This window comes from Rathayibacter sp. AY2B3, assembly GCF_002931755.1.
Lineage (GTDB): Bacteria > Actinomycetota > Actinomycetes > Actinomycetales > Microbacteriaceae > Rathayibacter.
This window is the reverse complement of the sequence record NZ_PSUG01000041.1, coordinates 17,004-33,919: the sequence shown is the minus strand read 5'-3', so window position 1 is coordinate 33,919 and position 16,916 is coordinate 17,004. Positions and strand designations below refer to the sequence as shown.

Here is a 16,916-nt window from a genome sequence, read left to right as displayed (position 1 = left end):
CACTCCCACTGCCACCGCGAGCCCGACCGCGACGCCCACGCCGACCGCGACCACAGCGCCGCGAGTCCTCAGAAGTTGTCGCACTCGACGCCGAGTACGACAACTCCTGCGTTCTCGCGGGCGCGCTCCGCCGAGACGCCACCCTGTGACCCGAGACACCGCCGTCACCGGGGCGTCTCGGTGGTTCGAGCGGCGGAGCGGAGCGGCCGAGCGGAGCGGCGGAGCGACGGAGGAGCAGGTCGGGCGGGCATCCGAGAGACGCCCGTTAGACGAGCGGAGCGGAGTCGTGGGCGCAGACGTGCGCCGGACCCCTCGGGAGTCCGACGCACGGCCTGGCGGTGATCAGCTGCCGGTGGTCATCCGGGATCAGCTGCCGGTGCGCTCACCGCGGCGTCGGAGGGTGAGGAGCATCAGGCCGCCGCCGACCAGGGCGAGCAGACCGAGCACTCCGGCGGTCGCCGTCGCTGCGGAATCGACTCCGGTCGAGGCCAGGGCCGGTCCGCGGGGTCCGTTCGAGCCGGCGGCGGGAACGATCGCTGCGTGCGAGGGTGCCGGGCGCGGCGCTGTGGTCGCGGTCGGCGTGGGCGTCGCGGTCGGGCTCGCGGTGGCAGTGGGAGTGACGGTCGGCGTGACCGTGGGAGTCACCGTCGGAGTCACCGTCGGCGTCACCGTCGGAGTCACCGTGGGCGTGACCGTCGGAGTCACCGTCGGAGTGACCGTCGGAGTGACCGTGGGGGCGACAGTCGGCGTGACCGTGGGGGTCACCGTCGGCGTGATCGTGGGGGTCACAGTCGGAGTGACACTCGGAGTCACCGTCGGAGTGACAGTCGGGGTCACGGTCGGAGTGACCGTGGGGGTGACAGTCGGAGTCACGGTCGGAGTGACCGTGGGGGCGACAGTCGGGGTCACAGTCGGCGTGACCGTCGGGGTCACCGTCGGCGTGACCGTCGGGGTCACCGTCGGCGTGACCGTGGGGGTCACCGTCGGCGTGACCGTCGGCGTGATCGTGGGGGTCACGGTCGGCGTGATCGTGGGGGTCACAGTCGGCGTGACCGTCGGCGTGACCGTGGGCGTCACAGTCGGCGTCACCGTCGGCGTCACAGTCGGAGTCACAGTCGGCGTCACAGTCGGCGTCACCGTCGGCGTCACCGTGGGCGTGACCGTCGGGGTCACAGTCGGCGTCGCCGTCGGCGACGGTCCACCGTCGGAGGGCTCGCAGCCCGGCTCGGTGAAGTCATCGGAGTCGAGCGTGACCGCCCCCGTGCGGGCCAGTGCGCGGCCCTCGACGGAGACGCCCGTCGTCACCGTGACCGAGACCGAGGCGAGCACGGAGCCCACGAAGTCCGAGTCGGTGCCCAGAGTCGCGGAGCTGCCGATCTGCCAGTAGACGTTGCAGGCCTGCGCCCCGTTGATCAGGGCCACCGAGCTCGACGACGCCGTCGTCAGCGTCGACGCGGCGCGGATCACGAAGACCGCCTCGTTGACGCCCTCGGCGTCGAGCGTGAGCGTCCCCGTCACTCCGACCGGTCCGGCCGCGGTGTAGACCCCGGGCTTCAGCGTCCGGCCGCCGATCTCGGCGCCGATCTGCGCGGTCGTCGCCTGCGAGGCGAGCTGTCCGTAGGCGGTGCCCACGTCGGCCTGGGCCTGCGCCGCCTCCGCGTCTCCGCGGTGGATCACTCCGTCCGTCCGCCCGGGCGGGAACCCGGTGACGGCGGTCAGCGGGCTGACCCCGACGTTCTGGTCGAGGACGCTCGACCCCGTGTTCGTCACGGTCGACGCGGCCAGGACCGAGTAGTCCTCCGCCGTGCCGAGGTCGGGAGCAGTGGCCGCCTGCGCCGAGACGCCGGCGAAGAGCGCGGCGCCGACGACGGCGAGGACGACACCCGTCCCGATCGCCCCTCTTCTGCGGTTCTGCCGATGACGGCGGAGCGAGGTGCGAGAGGACACGTGCGGCATGAGGCCAGCGATCTGCCCACGTCAGCGTGAGCTCAATAACCCGAGGTGGGAGGCTCGAAACGTAGGTCGCGCTTCTCGCCCGCGTCTACGCCGCGACCCTGACGGGGGGCAGGATCCGCCGACGGTGTCCTCCGCTCCGCGACACCCCCGCCTCCGGAGTCCTCGCCCCGGTGACGGCGGGCCGGAGCCGACCCCGGCCAGCAGCGCCCGGTGCCGGCGGACCGGAGCGGACACGGTCGACCGGAGCCGACGCCGGCCTCCACCGCGGACCTCGTCGAGCGACCCGCGCCGCCGCGCCGTCCGGCACTGCTCAGCCGAGAGCCGCCACCCGCTCGATCACGCCCTCGCCCAGCCGGGCGACGTACCCCTCCGGATCCGGCCCGGCCGGCGCCAGCTGCACGTGGTCGATCCCCAGCGCCGCGTACTCCTCCATCGCGCGGACGAAGCCGTCCGGGTCGCCGATCGGATCGCCGCCCCCCGTGATGGTCTTCGTGATCGTCGCGTAGTCGCGCCCGAGGTCGTCGCAGTGCCGCTTGAGCACGTCCAGCTTGTGCGCCACGTCGTCCGCGCCGGTGCCGAACAGGTTGCAGGCGTCGCCGTACTGCGCGACCAGCCGCAGCGTCTTCTTCTCGCCCCCGCCGCCGATGAGGATCGGCGGGCCGGGCTGCTGGATCGGAGCCGGGTGGTTCAGCGTCTCGGCGAGCCGGTAGTGCGTCCCCTCGAACGGCCCGTCGTCGTCGCTCCACATCTGACGGCAGATCCGCAGCGTCTCCTCCAGCCGCTCGAACCGCTCCTTCAGCGGCGGGTACGGCACGCCGAGCCCGAGGTGCTCGCGCTCGTACCAGGCGGCGCCGATGCCGAGCATCGCGCGTCCGCCGGAGAGCACGTCGAGGGTGGTGACGATCTTCGCGAGGAGTCCCGGGTGGCGGTAGGTCACGCCGGTGACGAGCAGCCCGAGCCGCATCTTCTCCGTCCGCCCGGCGACGAAGCCGAGCGAGGTGTAGCCCTCGAGCATCGGATCCTCGCTGGTCGCGAAGTGCTCCATCTGGAAGTAGTGGTCCATCAGGGTGAACCAGGCGCAGCCGACGTCCTCGGCCATCCGCGCGGTCGCTCCGAGGATCGGCGCGATCTGCGCGCTCCCCCCGGGCAGAGTGAAGTTCATGAAGTGAATGCCGAGCTGCACGCGCGTCTCCTGTCGTCCCGGGATGTCCAGGAGCCAGTGTGCGCCGAGCCACCGCTCAACACGCCGACGCGCCCGCCTCTGAGCGGCGTCTCATCCGTTCCGCGGTGTCTCGGCCGATCGCACCCGTCGAGGCGCGGCCGCGCTCACTCGCAGACGCGGAAGCGGTTCCGGTCGAACCCGACGACGTCGCCGACGACGAGCTGGCGCCCGCGGCGCAGATCGACTTCGCCGTTGACGGTCACCATCCCCTCGGCGACCGCCTCCTTGGCCTCGCCGCCCGAGAGGATCCCCGCGAACTTGAGGAACTGGCCCAGGCGGATCGACCCGCCGCCCAGCGGGACGTCGACGGGCTCGGGGACGGCAGCGGCGCCCTTCACGTCTGTGAACGCGCCCGCGAAATGTCGCCGCAGGCCCCCTGGATCAGCGGGTTTCCCACGTAAGTGTCGCCGCAGTTTCCAGCACAACGTGTCGCTCCGAACATGCCCGCGTGATTCCGCGGATCTGAGGCCTCGATGGGGTCATTCGGTGGCCCCTCGCCGCGCAGGAAGTGCCCGGCGGCCATACGAGGTCGGGTTGGCACAGACTTCGGGTTCAGTCTCCACGAAGCCTTCCTCGGCGTCGCGGTCGGCGTCGGAGCTGCCGCCCTGCGCGGCCTGCTCGAACGGGCTGGCTGCCGGAAAAGCCGCAACAAGCGAGGCGTCAGGGCGATGTCGGTGCGGCTGTTTCGCATGCATGCCTGCGGGCGAAGCACTAGAGGGCGTTCTTCGTGGTCGCCAGGTACTCCGGCGTGGCGAGCGCTTGCATGGAGAACCAATGCGTCGCCTCGAGGCTCGCCTCCAGGTGTCGCCAACCGTTCGAGACGAACGAGCTCGTCTGCGCGCCGGTGAACATATAGACGACGGCTCGAGCGGCAGTCGGGATATCGACCTCGGCGCGAAGATTGCCTTCAGCTCGTGCCTGTTCGAGAAACAACGCTATCGCGTCGAGCCAGACTGGATCCGGCAACTTCGCAACGCCGGGGAATTCAGATGAGGCTTGTGCGACGAGACGCAGGCCTGCTTGCGCCGTTGGATCGTGCTGCACTGCTCTCGCGAGGGACCGGGACAGCGTGAGCAGTGAAGCGAGGCCGTCGTCGCCCGACTCCAGAATCGAATCCCGGAGGAGGATGAAGCCCTGGTCCTGGCGGCGGATGATCTCCTCCGCCACCTCGATCTTGCCCCTGCGGAAATGAAAGTAGAAACCACCCTGCGTGACGGATGCTGCTTCTAGGATATCGGCGACGCGAGCGGTCGAGTAGTGCAGGCGCGCAAACACCTTCGCCCCACCGAGAACAATCGCCTCTCGTGTGGCGATCCCGCGTTCCTGTTGTGCCACGCGCACCTCCGACTGATCCCAAAGCCACTCTATCGGCCCATGGTTCAGCGTCTCTGCCGTCTGGTCCCCGTTCGGGAGGGTTCACGCTGAGTAGCCGAACGCCGCGCTGGCGCTCGCACCGTGCTCGGATGTCGAGACCAACCTCACGTCGCGGAGGGTTCGGCCGCCGATGACGACCTCGGCGTTCCTGCGCACGGACGTGCGAGCGGAGAATCAAGCCTGGCCGCCGGACGGAGCGGGCGTCCGAGAGACGGAGGCGCGCCTGAGCCAGAGGTTCGGTACAGCGGAGCGGCTGGTGTCATTGACGGCGTCGATGAGGACTTGCGCCAACTGACCGAACATGACGAGTTCATCGACGGCGTCAAGGCGGGGCGGGGCGGCTGAGTACCCTGCCTGGGATGATGTGACGGAATGGGACGTCTCGAGGTGTCCATCGACGAGGTCCACGCGATCGACGTGGGACGACATCTGGATCGAGTCGCCTGCTGCCGCCTGGGTGAGGCCGGGTGCCGCCTCGGCTGCGCCCGGTCGGGCTCGGCTCGGGGCGCACTCCAAGTCGACGTTCAGTCCGCCGATACGAGCCCGCAATGACTTGGTGCTGACGAGCGGTCCGCCGTGATCGGTCGTGATGCCGATGGTGACAGAGCCCACATCAGTCGTCGCCACACGTCCGGCGACGACTGAGAACCCTGTGACATCGAACGGCCCTTCCCACCAAGCGCCGCGATTCGTGATCTCACACAGGCTGATGGTCTTCAGCGCCAGGCTGATCGCATCGATAGAACTGAGATGCACCTCGCGGGGATCTCCTGCCGCGTCCAGCGACCAGCGGGGCGGATAGATCGCCTGCTTAACCGCCGAAAGTCGGATCCTGTCACCGTCGACGTGTTCGGCCACCTGGCTGACGGTATGCCTGATGTGTCGATGACCCGAACCGAAGTATCGGCCGGACTCCTTGCCGAGTATCTCCTTTAAAGGCCGCCCATCAAAGTGGTGCATCTCGTCCCTTCGGATCTTCTGATCGGTCTGGTGATATGTGCACGCCTGGAAGGTGTCTCGCCGGATTCGATCCCAGGATCTCGAGCGGCGTCATGCACCCGGACCGTGCCTCGGCTGCGAGGGCTGCCGGTACTTCCAGGCAGATCGCAGCCGCAAAGGCTGTTCCAGACCCAGCAGTCAGAACGAACGATGCACGATCGCCGGCGCTGCCTTCCACGGTGACTCGGAGACGAGACTTGATGATGGTGTTCGCGGTCGACTTGAGCATCCGAGGCCGCGTTCGCCGATGTGATGGAAGCCTGAGAGGGCGAACTGGGTGCAGCGAAGACAGCACTCGCAGGAGCGGGAGTAGCAGGAGGAGCTGGCCGCGAGGCAACCCGAGCTCGGCGAACACCTGGATGTCGGTCGCCGCCGTCGTCCTCCGCAGAGCGAACAGGTCGCCGGTGTGCAGTGTCAGGTGAGAGCTCGTCTCAGAGGTCTCAACTGCTCTTCCACCTCTCAGCCTGACCAGCGTCCCGGACCGGAAGCGCCAGCTTCCTGAAGCGAGAACTGCCTGCGACGAAGCTGTGACGCCTGGTGACTTCGAAGTCCTGCCACTCGCGAGGCTCGTCAGGCTGACCTTCTGCGGCTGGTCTATCGTTCGGAGCGCATGCTCGGCGAGCACTTCGGCCAGATACGTGCCGAACCCCGCGCCGGGTACCACGGCGATGCCGCATTCTCGCCAGTGGGCATCCCGTTTCCACGCGTACTCGTGTGTGCGGCCCTCATTCGACAGGTCAGCGTAGGAGACGCAACCTTCCGCGCTGGCCTCCATGAGCGGCTGCGCGGTGGAGGACTATGGTCCGGCTGCGTTGGGCACCCCGCTGACGCCGTCGAGGTGTTGCGTCAGGGAGCTCGCACGCTGCCGGAGGTCGAGCTGCATCCTCGCGACGCCGTACCGGTCAGCCAGCATGTCGAGACTCGCGCCGTCGCGCCCGGCGAGGAGGAACGGCATGCCCCGGCGCCTTGCCTGCATCGCGAGTTCCGCTGCAACCGAGCCCGTGCCGTAGATCAGCCAAGGTGTCACCGGATCGACAGGGATGGTGCTCTCCCGGAGTGCATCGTGCTGGACGCTAGGGGAGGGGCGTTTCTCGCCGGTCGTCGTCGACGCCCGGCGGGGGGACCTGGCGTGCCGCGCGCACGGCGATCGCGCTTCCGAGCAGCACGAAGATCAGAAACGCCGACAGGCCTGCGAGCACGAACGCGTTCGAGTGCGTGGGGTCGACCACGAGGCTGAGCGAGCCCCCCGTGACTGCCAAGAATGCGCCGATCCACACGCAGGGTCGGGCTGCCTGATGGCCCCGCTGCCAGGCTTCATCGGAAGCCATGACCGAGGCTGCTCTGATCCCGACCAGGTTGTTCGGGCCGAGTCGCCCTCGGGCGGCGCATTCGACGGCTGCGACGACGGCAGCAGCAGCGAACACGAGGACGAGCACTCCGAAGACCATGAACCAAACATACATGCACGGTTGTATCTCGTCGTTCGCGCCGTCGGTCGTCGCGCCAATTTTCGCGCCTAGAAACAAAGCACCGTACATGTTTGGTTTGATTCGACGAGTCTGCGAAGTGCAGCTCGCGATGTGGCGCTTGAGTTCATCGATGTTGCCAGAAGCGCCCTTGACCTATTGATCGAGTGACGCGACATCTCGGATTCTCGACAACCGGTTCGGATCCGTTCAGAGCACGGCGCGGCTGGCGTTCACCTGCTGTTCCGGTGAGGCGGCGTGTCCGATGATGGCATTCCCGCTGAGGAGCGCCGACAATTTCGATGCAAGGAGAGCGCTTCGGCAATTGGCTCACCGGCAAGTGTGGGGATTGGCCGAGATCGATCCGACGCCGATTGTATTCGGACGCGATCGGAAGCAGTCTGCCGTCATCGATGCTATTGCACGGAACGCTGAACAGTACGGTTCCAGCCGCAGTTCGGTCTTGCCTCGGTGCCCTTGCATGCACCTCGCACTGAGTAGGTCAAATTGGGAAGATCATGACCGGGATTCGCCCCTGTCGGTAGCACACGTCAGACCGCCGGGATGTCGGCGAAGCGCGAGAAGTGGCCGTGGAAGCCCACGGTCACCGTGCGGGTCGGGCCGTTGCGGTGCTTGGCGACGATGAGGTCGGCCTCGCCCGCGCGCGGGTTGTCCTTCTCGTAGGCGCTCTCGCGGTGCAGGAGGATCACCATGTCGGCGTCCTGCTCGATCGAGCCGGACTCGCGGAGGTCGGAGATCGCGGGGAGCTTGTCGGCGCGCTGCTCGGGGCCTCGGTTCAGCTGTGAGAGCGCGATGACCGGCACCTGCAGCTCCTTCGCGAGGAGCTTGAGGGCACGCGAGAACTCCGAGACCTCCTGCTGGCGGCTCTCGACCTTCTTGCCGGAGGTCATCAGCTGCAGGTAGTCGATGACGACCATCTTGAGCCCGACCCGCTGCTTGAGCCGGCGGCACTTCGCCCGGATCTCGACGAGGGTCATGTTGGGCGAGTCGTCGATGTAGAGCGGCGCGTCGTTGATCCGGCCGCGGGTCGAGGCGATGGTCGTCCAGTCGCGCTGGTCGACCGTGCCCTTGCGCATGTGCTGCAGCGGCACGGACGCCTCGGCCGAGAGGAGGCGCATCGCGATCTCGCTGCGCCCCATCTCGAGGGAGAAGAAGATCGTGGCCATGTTGTGCTTGATCGCGGCGGCGCGGGCGAAGTCGAGCGCCAGCGTCGACTTTCCGAGCGCGGGGCGCGCGGCGACGATGATCATCTGCCCGGCGTGGAAGCCGTTGGTCAGGTCGTCGAGGTCGGCGAACCCGGTGGGCACACCGGTGAAGCTGCCGTCCTTGTGCGCGGCCGCCTCGATCTCGTCGATCGCCACGGTCACCGCGTCGGTCAGCGGGACGTAGTCCTCCGCCGTCTCGGAGCCGGTGACGTTGTAGATCTCGGCCTGCGCCGTGTTGACGAGGTCGAGCACCTCGCCCTCGCCCTGGTAGCCCATCTGCGCGATGCGGGTGCCCGCCTCGACGAGGCGGCGCAGCAGAGCGCGCTCGGCGACGATCGAGGCGTAGTAGCCCGCGTTGGCCGCGGTGGGGACCATCGACGTGAGCGTGTGCAGGTAGTCGGCGCCGCCGGCCCGCTGCAGCTCGCCCTGCTTCGTGAGCTCGTCGGTGACCGCGATGACGTCGGTCGGCTCGCCGTGCGAGTAGAGGGCGAGGATCGCGTCGAACACGATCTCGTGCTTGGGGATGTAGAAGTCGGTGCCCTTGACGCTCTCGACGACGTCGGCGACCGCGTCCTTCGAGAGCAGCATGCCGCCGAGGGCCGACTGCTCGGCGAGGAGGTCGTGCGGAGGGGTCCGCTCGTTCCCGCGCGACTCGCCGCGGTCTCCGCGACCGTCCCGTCCGTCCGAGCCGGGTACCGCCAGGTGCGCGATCGTCATGCCTTCGCCTCCTCCTGTCGGGTGCTGCGCGTCCGGTCGAGCCGGTGTCGGGATCCGGTCTACCAGCGACCTCCGACAGCGGCGCACGGGCGCCTGCCCGCACCCCTCGCGGGGCGCTGCGCCACCCTACGGACCGGCGCCCGGGGCACGCAAACCGCCCTGTGGAGGGAGCTGTGCAGAACCGAGGGGAAACGCCGGGCCCACTGTGGGCAACATGTGGACAACCCTGTGGGAACAGAGGCTATCGGCAAGTTTTTTCCGACCGCTGACCAGGCATTTCCCGCTTTCCACAGGTGTGTGGGGAAAAGAGTCTCAAGACCACAGTGAAGGTTGGTCCCGCCGGAGGGTGTATGTGGATGGAGCTGTGGAGAACGGGAACGACGAAGGGCGGTGCGAGGGGACTCGGAAGTCCCGTCGCACCGCCCTCCGCGGCGTTCTCGCGGCCTTACTTGGCCGCGACCACCTGCAGCTTCACGGTGGCCTGGATGTCGTCGCGCAGACGCACCACGGCCTCGTGCTCGCCGACGTGCTTGATCGCGTTCGAGATGACGATCTTGCGCTTGTCGAGCTCGCCGAATCCGGCCGCCGCCACCGCGTCCGCGATGTCGGAGGTCTTCACCGAGCCGAACAGGCGGCCGTCCTTGCCGGCCTTGACCGTCAGCTTCACGCGGTTGGCCTCGAGGACCTGCTTGGTGTGCTGGGCCTCTTCGATGGTCTTGTGCTCACGAGCGGCTCGCGCCGACTTGATCTGCTCGACCTGCTTCTCGCCACCGCGGGTCCACGCGACGCCGAAGCCCTGCGGGATGAGGTAGTTGCGGGCGAACCCGTTCTTCACGTCGACGACGTCGCCGGCCGAGCCGAGTCCGTCGACCTCGTGGGTCAGGATGACCTTGGACATACCGTTACCTACCTTCCGCTGCCGGCGTAGGGCAGGAGCGCCATCTCGCGGGCGTTCTTGACGGCACGGGCGATGAGGCGCTGCTCCTGAACGGAGACGCCGGTGATACGACGGGCGCGGATCTTCCCGCGCTCCGAGATGAACTTGCGGAGGGTCGCGACGTCCTTGTAGTCGATGACACCCACGCGGACCGACTTCGCGGGGGCCGCGTTCTTCGCGCCCTTGCCGCGGATCGGCTTGCGGCGGTCGCCGCTGCTCTTTCCAGCCATAGTGGTTTCCTTAGATTCTGGTTCGCCCCTGCCCCGCCGCGAGCGATCGCGGTGCGGGGGAGGCGTGATTCAGGTGAGGAGAGTGTCCGAGCCGGGGCTCAGAACGGCGTCTCGTCGTTGTAGCTGCCCGGCGTGCTCCACACGTCGCCACCGGCGGGAGCGCTCGGCGCCCACGGCTCCTCGGCCTGACCGCCACGGTTGCCGCCGGCGTTGCCGGAGCCTCCCTGACCGCCGCCGCCGAAGCCGCCCTGGCCGCCGCCGATCTGACCGCCGTTGCCCTGGCCGCCACCGGCCTGGCCGCGTCCGCCTCCACCGGAGGCGCGCGTGACCTGCGCGGTCGCGTAGCGCAGCGAGGGCCCGATCTCGTCGATCTCGAGCTCGATGCTGGTGCGCTTCTCGCCTTCCTTCGTCTCGTAGGAGCGCTGCTTCAGGCGGCCCGTCGCGATGACGCGGCTGCCCTTGGTCAGCGTTCCCGCGACGTTCTCGGCGAACTCGCGCCAGACGGAGGCGCGGAGGAACAGTGCTTCGCCGTCCTTCCAGTCGTTCGCCTGACGGTCGAAGGTGCGCGGCGTGGAGGCGATGGTGAAGTTCGCGACCGCGAGCCCGCCCTGCGTGTAGCGCAGCTCGGGGTCGGCGGTGAGGTTCCCCACCACGGTGATGATCGTCTCGCCGGCCATGAGCGCTACGCCTTGGGAGCGGCCGAGGCCTTGGCAGCCTTGCGGGCGGCCTTCTCGTCGGCGAGCTTCGCGGCGGCCGCGACCTGGGCGATGCCCTCTTCGGCCCGCAGCACCTTGGTGCGCATGACGGCCTCGGACAGCTTCAGCTGACGGTCGAGCTCGTTCGCTGCGGCGGAGGTCGACGTGAAGTCGACGACGGCGTAGATGCCCTCGGACTTCTTGTTGATCTCGTACGCCAGACGACGGCGGCCCCAGACGTCGACCTTGTCGATGGATCCACCATCGGTGCGGATGACGTTGAGGAACTTGTCGAGACTCGGAGCGACGGTGCGCTCATCGATCTCGGGGTCCAGGATGACCATGATCTCGTACTGATGCGTCACTAACCCACCTCCTTCGGACTGAACGGCCACGGTATTTCCGTGACAGGAGGGTATGTAGCATCTGCCCACTCCCGCGGACGCGAGTGCGTCTGGTCGTGGACAACCTGTACAGACTACAACAGGACCGCCGCGACGCGCCGGACGGATCCGCTCGAGGCGCACCACTCCGGGGGCGGGCGAGGCAGGCGCGCAGTCCGTGCCGGCTCAGCGCCTCAGCGCGACGCCCACCACTCGCGGAGCCGCTGCGTCGCGACCTCCTCGCCGAGCGGACCCTCCTCCAGCCGCAGCTCGAGCAGGAACCGGTACGCCTGTCCCACCTCGGGGCCCGGGGCGAGGCCGAGGATCTCCATGATCCGCGTGCCGTCGAGGTCGGGGCGCTTGGAGGCGAGCTCCTCCTTCTCGGCGAGCTCCGCGATGCGCGCTTCGAGGTCGTCGTAGGCGTGCGCGAGCCGGTCGGCCTTGCGGCGGTTGCGCGTGGTGACGTCGGCGCGGGTGAGGATGTGCAGCCGCTCGAGCAGGGGCCCGGCGTCGGTCACGTAGCGGCGCACCGCGGAGTCGGTCCACGCACCGTCGGTGTACCCGAAGAAGCGCAGGTGCAGCTCGATGAGGCGGGCCACGTCCTTCGTGGTCTGGTTGTCGAACTTCAGCGCGCGCATCCGCCTGATCGCGAGCTTGGAGCCGACCAGGTCGTGGTGGTGGAAGCTCACCACCCCGCCCGGCTCGAGCCGACGCGTGGCCGGCTTGCCGATGTCGTGCAGGAGCGCGGCGAGCCGCAGCACGACGTCCGGCGCGGATCCGGGGTGCCGCGACTCCTCCAGCGCGATCGCCTGCTCCAGCACGGTGAGGCTGTGGGTGTAGACGTCCTTGTGGTGGTGGTGCTCGTCCTGCTCCAGGCGCAGCGCGGGCAGCTCCGGGAGGAAGCGACCGGCCAGACCGGTGTCGACCAGCAGCTCCAGGCCGGCGCGGGGCGAGGCGGTCGCGAGGAGCTTCCGCAGCTCCTCCTGCACGCGCTCCGCCGAGACGTCGTCGATCCGGCCGGCGAGCTCGGCCATCGCCCACTCGACCTCGTCGGTGGTGCGGAAGCCGAGCTGCGAGGTGAAGCGCGCGCCGCGGAGCATCCGGAGCGGGTCGTCGCCGAAGGAGAGGTCGGCGGGGGAGGGGGTGCGCAGCCGGCCGGCGAGCAGGTCCTCCACTCCGCCCGAGGGATCGACGAGGACGACCTCCGGGAGCCGCAGCGCCATCGCGTTGACGGTGAAGTCGCGCCGCACCAGGTCGCCCTCGAGCGAGTCGCCGAACTCGACCTCGGGCTTGCGGCTCACCCCGTCGTAGCTGTCGCTGCGGTAGGTCGTGATCTCGACCGTCTCGCCGGCGACGCGGGCTCCGATCGTGCCGAACGCCCGGCCGATGTCCCAGTGCGCCTCGGCGATCGGAGCGACGATCCGCACGATGTCGTCGGGGCGCGCGGAGGTGGTGAAGTCGAGGTCGTGCACGCCGTGGCCGAGGAAGGCGTCGCGGACCGGGCCGCCGACCAGCGCGAGCTCGTGGCCCTGCGCTGCGAACGCCGTCGCCAGCCGCGCCACCGTGGGCGTCCCCGCGAGCGCGCGGAGGGTCTCGAGAGCGGTCTGGACGCTGTGCATTCGCACGATCCTAGTAGCGGGGGGTGTCTCGACGACCGGTGACCGTGCCAGGGGGTTACCGGCCCGACCGGGCGCACAGCGGACGCACCGCCTGCCCCGAGGAGGGCTGCCCGTAGAATCACCCGCATGGAGGCCGAGTGAGTCCGATGCATCGGCGCGACCCCTCCCTCCGCTCCCGCCGCTCGCGGGCGGCCCTCCTCCTGCTCCGCTCGGCAGGGGCCGCCGCCCTCGCGCTCGGCCTGTCCGGCGTGGCCTCCCCCGCCCTCGCGGCCCCGGGATCCGTCGCGACGGCGACCTCGACGCCCGCTCCCGGCACCGTCACCACGACCGCGGGAGTCGGCAGCGACGGCGTCCTGCGGCCCGGCCAGGACCTCGAGCTCTCGATCGCCGTGCGCAACGGCACCACGGAGGCGATCGACAGCGCCGACGTGACGGTCGCCCTCTCCTACGCGACCCTCGACACCCGCGCGGAGCTGCACGACTGGCTCGACGCAGAGGCCGACAACGACACCGACCCGGTCCGCACGACCGCTCAGCTGCGCCTGCTGCCCTCCAGCACCGCCGAGGCCGGCCTCACCGTGCCGGTGGACCAGATCCCCTTCTCCAACGACCGCACCGCGCTCGGCACCCACGCCGTCCTCGTCACGGTCACCGGTCCAGGCGGTGTCGTCTCGACCGCCCGCACGGCCGTCGAGCTGACCGACGACGCGGCGGCCCCGGAGCGCGAGACCGGCGTCAGCGTCCTCGTCCCGCTCACCGTGCCGGACACGGCCGACGGCCTGCTCTCGGCCGAGGCCCTCGCCGACTACACCGACGGCACGGGGACCCTCACCCGTCAGCTCGACGCGGTCGCGGGGAAGGGCGTCACGATCGGGGTCGACCCGCGCATCCTCGCCTCGATCCGCGTCCTCGGCAGCGCCGCTCCGGAGTCGGCCCTCGACTGGCTCGACCGGCTGCAGTCCGTGCCGAACGAGCGCTTCGCCCTGCCGTACGCCGACGCCGACGTCTCGGCCCAGGCGCAGGCTGGGCTCTCCACGCTCCTCTCTCCCACCTCCTTCGAGTACGCGATCGACGACACCCGCTTCGCCGCGGTCCCCGGCACCGAGAGCCCGGCGCCGACGGCCGCCGTCGACTCCGATCAGCCGGCCGAGGACCTGCCGGCGCGTCCGAGCACGGAGTCGCTGCTCGCCTCCGACTGGAGCACCTCCCTCGGCAGCGTCGCGTGGCCCGACGAGGGCACCCTCCGGGGATCGGACCTCGGTGTCTACGCGGACAGCGGCGTGAACCGCACGGTCGTCCCCTCCTCCGGGCTCCTGCTGCCGGAGGAGGTGACCACCACCTCGCGCGCCACGGTCGGCGACTCGGACCTGGTCGTGGCCGACTCGCGCCTCACCGAGGCGTTCGACGCGGCCGCCACCGCCTCCGACGACACCGAGTGGCGCGCCCGCATGTCCGAGATCGCCACCGATCTCGCCGAGGTGCAGGAGGAGGGGACCGCGCCGGACGTCGTGCTCACCCTCGGCCGCGGGTCCGCGATCGGCGCCGCGCGCCTCTCCGAGACCCTCGACGCGATCGAGTCGCTGCCCTGGGCCCGCGGAGTCGCCCTCTCCACCGCCCTCGCCGTCCCCGCGACCGAGGGCGCGAGCGTCGTCGACTCGCCGGAGTCGGAGTCGCGGCTCGACCGGGTGCGCGACCTGCTCGACGCCGGCTCCGAGGTCGAGGCGTTCTCCTCCGTGCTGCAGGAGCCGGAGCTGCTGTCGGGCAAGAGCCGCAACGACGTGCTGGCGCTGCTCTCGGTGACCTGGCGCGGAGACGGCAGCGGCTGGGGCGACGCCGTCGGCGCGGCCATGACCGAGGCCGACCGGACGCTCTCGCTGGTGTCGATCGACGCGACCGGCAGCATCCTGCAGGTCTCCCGCGACTCGAGCATCCCCGTGTACGTCCGCAACGAGCTCCCCTGGCCGATCGCCGTGCGGATCCAGGCCTCCACCTCCAACGCCGTCCTCGACATCGACGAGGAGGCGATCGAGACCACGGAGATCGACGCCCGCTCGCAGGGCCGCGTCCTCATCCCCGTGAAGGCCCGGGTCGGCAACGGCGAGACGAGCCTCGGCCTGCAGCTGACCTCGGCGCAGGGCGTCCCCATCGGCACCCCGACGGGAATGACGACCAGCGTCCGCGCCGACTGGGAGACCGTCGGCACCCTGGTCATCGGGATCGCGCTCGTCGTCGTCTTCGGCGCCGGCATCCTCCGCAACATCCGCCGTCGCCGTCGAGGCGACACCCCTGAGGACGAGGAGGACCCGAACGCCGTGCTCGAGGTCCAGCCCGACCTCGACGACCAGCGATCGGACCCGCGTGGCTAGCTTCTCCCTCGGACGCGCGAGCGCCGTCCTCGCCTCCGGCACGATGGTCTCGCGGATCCTCGGCTTCGTCATGTCGATCGTCATGGCGAACACGATCGGAGCCGCTGTCGCGCCGGGCGCGGACGCCTTCACGACGGCGAACCTGCTGCCCAACACGATCTACTCGATCATCGCGGGCGGCGCCCTGAACGCCGTCCTCGTCCCGCAGATCGTGCGGGCGGGCCTCGACGCCGACGGCGGCCGCGGCTACATCAACCGCCTGCTCACCCTGGCGCTCGGCCTGCTCCTGGTGACCACGATCGCCGCCACGGTCCTCGCTCCCCTGCTCGTGCGCCTCTATGCGCCCGGCTACGGGCCGGAGCAGTACCGGCTGGCCGTCGCCTTCGCGTTCTGGTGCCTGCCGCAGGTCTTCTTCTACGGCCTCTTCACCATCCTCGGCGAGGTGCTCAACGCCCGCGGCTCGTTCGGCCCCTTCACCTGGGCGCCCGTGCTCAACAACGTCGTGGTGATCGCCGGGCTCGTCGCCTTCATGGTGCTGTTCGGCGCCGATCCCGAGGGGAACCGTCCGGTCGACTCGTGGTCCCCGGCCATGGTCACCCTCCTCGGCGGGAGCGCGACGCTGGGCATCGTCGTCCAGTCGCTGTTCCTGATGCTCTTCTGGCGGAGGGTCGGCCTCAGCTACCGCCCCGACTTCCGCTTCCGGGGCGTCGGCCTCGGCACGGCCGGACGGATGTCGCTGTGGTCGTTCGCCACGGTGCTGCTGACCATCGTCGCCGGCATCGTCGAGAGCCAGGTCTCCTCCACCGCCTCCGGCGAGGGCCCCTCGGCCGCGGCGCTGCAGAAGGCGTGGCTGATCTTCATGCTGCCCCACTCGGTCATCGCGATCTCGATCGCCATGGCGTACTTCACCAAGATGAGCGGCCACACCGCCCGGGGGGAGATGAAGGAGTTCCGCTCCGACGTCTCCACCTCGCTCCGCCTGGTGCTGATGATGCTCGTCTTCGCCGCCGCCGCGATCGTCGTGGTCGCGGTGCCGTTCGGCTCCGTCTTCACCGACTCGTTCGCGGACGCGCAGGCCATCGGAGCGATCGCCATGGCCTATGTGATCGCCCTGCCGCTGTTCTCCTCGATCGCCATCATGCAGCGCGCGTTCTACGCCCTGAGCGACGGAGCGCGGCCGTTCCTGTTCACCCTGGTTCAGGTCGTGGTGGCGGTCGCCGGCTACCTGGTCGTGCTCCGCCTCCCCGCCGACCGCACCGCTGTCGGCATCGCCGCTGCGACCTCGCTCGGCATCTGCGTGCAGGCCCTCGTGGCGGCCCTCCTCCTGCGCCGCCGGCTCGGCGGCCGGGGAGGAAGGCGGATCCTCGTCAGGCTCGCGCAGTTCGTCCTCGCCGCGGTGCCCTCCGCTGCCGCCGGCTACGGCGTCCTGGTCGCCCTCGGCGGGACACGCGCGGGCGGCTTCGCGGTGTCGAACTACGTGGAGCCGCTGCTCTCGATGGTGGCGATCGGCACCGTGATGGCGCTCGTCTACTTCGCGGTCCTCTGGTTCCTCCGGGTGCCGGAGCTGCGCGCCGTCCTCGCTCCGGTGCTCCGCCGACTGGGCCGCTGATTCTGTTCCGGTGAACCCCTGGTCAGAGGTCGTTTCACGGACCCTTGAACCAACAGCACCGTGACGCGGGCCACACTCCCGGGCCCGCGGAATAGTGCCCGCCTAGGATGTGTTGTA

At 69.7% G+C, this 16,916-nt stretch carries 14 protein-coding genes; 2 read left to right on the top strand and 12 right to left on the bottom strand.

Going from position 1 to position 16,916, the window contains the following annotated elements:
• Nucleotides 1–366: 366 nt before the first annotated feature.
• The 12 genes from C5C24_RS18465 to C5C24_RS13495 form a co-directional block, all read right to left on the bottom strand.
• Nucleotides 367–1,947, bottom strand: a complete 1,581-nt coding sequence (locus tag C5C24_RS18465; protein WP_258065256.1) for an ice-binding family protein — start codon at nt 1,945–1,947, stop codon at nt 367–369.
• Nucleotides 1,948–2,266: 319 nt separating this feature from the next.
• Nucleotides 2,267–3,139 carry an LLM class F420-dependent oxidoreductase gene (locus C5C24_RS13550; RefSeq protein ID WP_181135540.1) on the bottom strand — a complete coding sequence of 291 codons (873 nt, stop codon included), beginning with the start codon at nt 3,137–3,139 and terminating at the stop codon, nt 2,267–2,269.
• Between the two features lie 143 nt (nt 3,140–3,282).
• A complete protein-coding gene (locus C5C24_RS13545) occupies nt 3,283–3,516 on the bottom strand; it encodes an RNA-binding S4 domain-containing protein (RefSeq protein ID WP_104281893.1) in 234 nt (77 codons plus the stop codon).
• 373 nt (nt 3,517–3,889) lie between these two features.
• Nucleotides 3,890–4,513, bottom strand: a complete 624-nt coding sequence (locus C5C24_RS13540) for a TetR family transcriptional regulator (RefSeq protein ID WP_104266558.1) — start codon at nt 4,511–4,513, stop codon at nt 3,890–3,892.
• A 213-nt stretch (nt 4,514–4,726) separates the two neighbouring features.
• Entirely contained in the window at nt 4,727–5,512 is a 786-nt protein-coding gene (locus tag C5C24_RS17705; RefSeq protein WP_146082623.1) for an AvrD family protein, read from the bottom strand.
• Between the two features lie 1,112 nt (nt 5,513–6,624).
• On the bottom strand, nt 6,625–7,089 hold the full coding sequence (locus C5C24_RS13525) for an SdpI family protein (protein ID WP_104305210.1): 465 nt from the start codon (nt 7,087–7,089) through the stop codon (nt 6,625–6,627).
• A gap of 479 nt (nt 7,090–7,568) precedes the next feature.
• Complete coding sequence (gene dnaB, locus C5C24_RS13520) at nt 7,569–8,960, bottom strand: replicative DNA helicase (protein ID WP_104225797.1); 1,392 nt, start codon at nt 8,958–8,960, stop codon at nt 7,569–7,571.
• 445 nt (nt 8,961–9,405) lie between these two features.
• Nucleotides 9,406–9,858 carry a 50S ribosomal protein L9 gene (rplI, locus tag C5C24_RS13515; protein ID WP_104275472.1) on the bottom strand — a complete coding sequence of 151 codons (453 nt, stop codon included), beginning with the start codon at nt 9,856–9,858 and terminating at the stop codon, nt 9,406–9,408.
• Nucleotides 9,859–9,866: 8 nt separating this feature from the next.
• Nucleotides 9,867–10,127: a 30S ribosomal protein S18 gene (gene rpsR, locus C5C24_RS13510; RefSeq protein ID WP_055784551.1), complete on the bottom strand. Its 261-nt coding sequence runs from the start codon at nt 10,125–10,127 to the stop codon at nt 9,867–9,869.
• Between the two features lie 98 nt (nt 10,128–10,225).
• A complete protein-coding gene (locus tag C5C24_RS13505) occupies nt 10,226–10,804 on the bottom strand; it encodes a single-stranded DNA-binding protein (protein WP_104222691.1) in 579 nt (192 codons plus the stop codon).
• A gap of 5 nt (nt 10,805–10,809) precedes the next feature.
• Complete coding sequence (gene rpsF / locus C5C24_RS13500) at nt 10,810–11,187, bottom strand: 30S ribosomal protein S6 (protein WP_068207796.1); 378 nt, start codon at nt 11,185–11,187, stop codon at nt 10,810–10,812.
• A gap of 212 nt (nt 11,188–11,399) precedes the next feature.
• Nucleotides 11,400–12,824, bottom strand: coding sequence for a CCA tRNA nucleotidyltransferase (locus tag C5C24_RS13495; protein WP_104305209.1), 1,425 nt, complete (start codon nt 12,822–12,824; stop codon nt 11,400–11,402).
• A gap of 146 nt (nt 12,825–12,970) precedes the next feature.
• Between C5C24_RS13495 and C5C24_RS13490 the strand changes: the two genes are divergently transcribed.
• On the top strand, nt 12,971–15,190 hold the full coding sequence (locus C5C24_RS13490; protein WP_104305208.1) for a DUF6049 family protein: 2,220 nt from the start codon (nt 12,971–12,973) through the stop codon (nt 15,188–15,190).
• On the top strand, nt 15,183–16,799 hold the full coding sequence (gene murJ / locus C5C24_RS13485; protein ID WP_258065254.1) for a murein biosynthesis integral membrane protein MurJ: 1,617 nt from the start codon (nt 15,183–15,185) through the stop codon (nt 16,797–16,799). The genes C5C24_RS13490 and murJ overlap by 8 nt, the downstream gene beginning before the upstream one ends.
• Nucleotides 16,800–16,916 lie beyond the last annotated feature (117 nt).